Annotated in this window: 4 protein-coding genes and 1 pseudogene; all 5 read right to left on the bottom strand. The window is 46.0% G+C overall.

The window, feature by feature from the left end:
• Positions 1-109: 109 nt before the first annotated feature.
• Positions 110-577, bottom strand: a pseudogene (gene rpsG / locus RMO35_RS06265) (30S ribosomal protein S7); the annotation flags it as partial.
• Positions 578-961: 384 nt separating this feature from the next.
• Positions 962-1,342: a 30S ribosomal protein S12 gene (rpsL, locus tag RMO35_RS06260; RefSeq protein ID WP_015161335.1), complete on the bottom strand. Its 381-nt coding sequence runs from the start codon at positions 1,340-1,342 to the stop codon at positions 962-964.
• Positions 1,343-1,558: 216 nt separating this feature from the next.
• Entirely contained in the window at positions 1,559-2,185 is a 627-nt protein-coding gene (locus RMO35_RS06255; RefSeq protein WP_309739392.1) for a Uma2 family endonuclease, read from the bottom strand.
• Between the two features lie 40 nt (positions 2,186-2,225).
• Positions 2,226-2,618 (bottom strand): hypothetical protein, encoded by a 393-nt coding sequence (locus RMO35_RS06250; RefSeq protein ID WP_309739390.1) that lies wholly within the window; start codon positions 2,616-2,618, stop codon positions 2,226-2,228.
• Between the two features lie 47 nt (positions 2,619-2,665).
• Positions 2,666-3,248: endonuclease VIII (locus tag RMO35_RS06245; RefSeq protein WP_309739388.1), on the bottom strand; the 583-nt coding region annotated here is incomplete at its 5' end.

The following is a 3,248-nucleotide window of genomic DNA, read 5'->3' as shown; positions in this document are numbered from 1 at the left end:
GTCGGCTGCCGATAATAAAGTTGTTAATCTAAACTAAGATTGTAGACGTTTTTGGGGACACTCGCTCGATTGGAGTGTTCCCAAATAGAGTGAAAACCGAAACGGTATAGTAACGGTAGTGCGCGAAGGCTTTATTTGCTTCTGCCATCCGGTGAGTTTCCTCACGCTTGCGGATCGCACTTCCGGTTTCGTTAGCTGCATCCATTAGCTCGTTAGCCAATTTACCAGCCATCGATTTGCCCGCACGCGAGCGCGAGTAATTAATCAACCAGCGCATGGCGAGTGCCGTACCGCGCTCGGCTTTAACTTCCATCGGGACTTGATAGGTAGCACCACCAACCCGACGACCTTTGACTTCCACGAGGGGAGTAGCATTTTTGACTGCTTTTTCAAAGGTTTCGAGCGGATCGTTACCAGTCCGCTCTTCAATAGTTTTCATCGCTTCGTAAATAATCCGATAAGCGACTGATTTTTTACCGCTATACATAATGCGGCGCACCATCATGTTCACAAGACGGCTGTTGTAAACAGCATCCGGTGGCACTGGGCGTTTGACGACTTTGGTTCTGCGGGACATACGAAAATTGAATTGGTGATTGGTTTAGGTACTGACGTTGTTACAACCTCTGGATCGGAGCATCTGTGGCTCGCCTTCGGTCACTTACTTATTTGCATTGAGGATTAATCTAGGAATCTTCAGTGATGGCTTTGCGATCGTCTAACGACGGTCTTTTAGCCATTTGCAACGAAACCGGAAACTACCAATTTATCTCTATTTCAGCAATTATTTATAGTTGCCGCTCGAATGTCCATTGCTGGCACTCAAGGCAATTACAGGCAAAAATACCCTCAGCATGGGATTGTTTGCAGTCTTGCTAGCTGCGATCGGTCTGTGAGCTTCTACACATATAGACAACGCACTCGAACGATATCGAGAGATCGCCACCTAAAATTAAGAAACTTACTTAGCAGCTTTGGGTCGCTTGGTTCCATACTTGGAACGACCTTGCTTGCGATCTTTCACCCCAGCGGTATCGAGCGTACCGCGAATGATGTGATATCTGACCCCAGGTAAATCTTTGACCCGACCGCCGCGAATCATCACGACCGAGTGTTCCTGAAGGTTGTGACCGATACCAGGAATGTAGGCAGTGACTTCAAAACCAGAAGTGAGCCGCACCCGCGCTACTTTACGGAGAGCTGAGTTAGGCTTTTTGGGTGTAGTCGTATAAACGCGAGTACAAACACCGCGACGCTGAGGGCATTCCTTCAGTGCGGGTGACTTAGTTTTGACTTTGTAGTCTTCGCGGGCTTTGCGAATGAGCTGTTGGATGGTTGGCATGTTTTACAAAATTTTGACAGTCGCCGAATGGTTCCAACTGTTGACAAATTACCATTCTATGACTATTTGTTTGCGTGTGTCAATCAAAAAAGTAAGATATCGATATGGAAATGCCTACGATTGTGTCTTGACGCGCTCGACCTTGAGGGAACCTCCAGAACGCGCGTCGCAAATATCCTTAACCCGAATCCACAGTAGTTAACTCAGTCAGTGATTTTATCGCCCTGCGCTCAATACTTGTTCGGCTGTCAGTTTTAAATCTGGAAAGGTTGCAGAGACGATCGATTCATTTCCCCGAAGCTGCTGAATTTCATACTCTCCATTCACCAGTGTACAGATAGACAGAGTAGGTTGTTTGGGTTTACCAATATGTCGAGTACCACCTAAGCCAGCATAGTCAGCAATCCAATATTCAGGAATACCCAAAACTGCATAGTCTTCAACCTTACGGGAATAATCATTTTGCCAATTGCTACTTACCACTTCCGCCACAAATTTAATCGAACTGCCTAAAGTCAGAATCGATTGCTCAGACCAGTATATTTCTTGCGTAAGTCGATCTCTGTCTATTACGGCTACATCCGGTCTAAATGCCGTCATGCCAATATTGTCAGGGCGTAATATGCCTCGTTGAAGGACGAACCAAGGTAAGCTTGCTGCATCGATCTGAACGCAAATCTTGGTTGTCATGAAAGCTGCAACCTCTTCATGCGAGCCTGTTGGTTCCAAGTCAAATACCTCTCCGTCAATTAGCTCGTAGCGATTATCGCCACCGTAACGAATCAGAAACTCATCAAAACTGAGGAACTGTTGTTGAATCGATCGATCGATGGTAGTGGTCATAAGCTAACTTAGCCAAACTAATGAATTAATTCTATCAGAATTACGAATTTGGGAATGAGTGAAGTCCAATAACACTAGTAACAATAGCTTCTGCAACCTGCCTACCCCCTTCCATCAAATACCCCTTTACTCCCACTTTAATTCTTTGAGAGTGGATCTGACAGCGCATTTCAGGCGACATAATCCACATGGTTGCAAAGCCTTCTGCTGGAACAGGAATGTCATTTGGAAAAATCGAACCATCCGCAGCTAAAAACTCAGGCCAAATCATATAAATACCAGTTTTTGCAATGTTGTCTCCCTCGTAAGAACAATCGCAGCGATAGTGCTGATATAGTGTCCAATCTTGACGACCACCCTCTGCGAACGATAGAAATCGGTAACTAATCTCAAAATCTGGCAGTTGTTCAGATGTATTTGCGCAGCTAGTCATGTGTGAAACCTTTGTTGATATGCTTTTTACACTCGAACAACAATTAGTTATTTAGCTTGACAACTAGGGCAAAAATAAACCCGTCGCCCGCCGAGGGTATCTTTGAGGATTTTGGTGTGGCAGAGGTGACAGAGGCAATCTTGACGACCGAAGACCCAGTGGCGGTATTGACGGCGGGTTTGACCGCGTTGTTTGAGTTGTCTAACGATCGCCAAGCTATTGGTAATCCCCTTGGTGGCGTAGGATTGGCGTGGGAGTTCGAGGAGGGCGACGGCTAGTTTCTGAAGGCTGTCGATCGAACAATCCACTGGTCTTAAAGTAGGATGAATTCCTGCTACAAATAAAACTTCGCTGCGTAAATAGTTGCCCAAGCCGCCTAAAAAATGCTGATTTAGCAGCAGCGCGGGGAATCCTTTGCGATGAAATGTTTTGCTTTGAAGCCGCTCTAGCACCATTTCCACTGTTGTAGTAGCCTCTAACACATCGGGGCCGAGTTTTTGTAGGAAAGGATGGACGGCGATTTGGTCGTCGTCTAATACGTCAATATCTGAGGCACTGTAGAGTAGTGCCGATCGCTTTTCGGTATGAATTGCTAACCTCAGCTGTCGATTGGTGGTTGGATAATCGTAG

Source organism: Chamaesiphon sp. OTE_20_metabat_361 (genome assembly GCF_031364565.1).
The sequence above is the reverse complement of the archived record's forward strand: the minus strand, read 5'-3'. Positions and strand labels throughout refer to the sequence as shown.

Bases quoted from the DNA above. Each gene is read 5' to 3' on its own strand.
- rpsL (WP_015161335.1), bottom strand. From the start codon at position 1,342: ATGCCAACCATCCAACAGCTCATTCGCAAAGCCCGCGAAGACTACAAA.
- RMO35_RS06255 (WP_309739392.1), bottom strand. From the start codon at position 2,185: ATGACCACTACCATCGATCGATCGATTCAACAACAGTTCCTCAGTTTT.
- RMO35_RS06250 (WP_309739390.1), bottom strand. From the start codon at position 2,618: ATGACTAGCTGCGCAAATACATCTGAACAACTGCCAGATTTTGAGATT.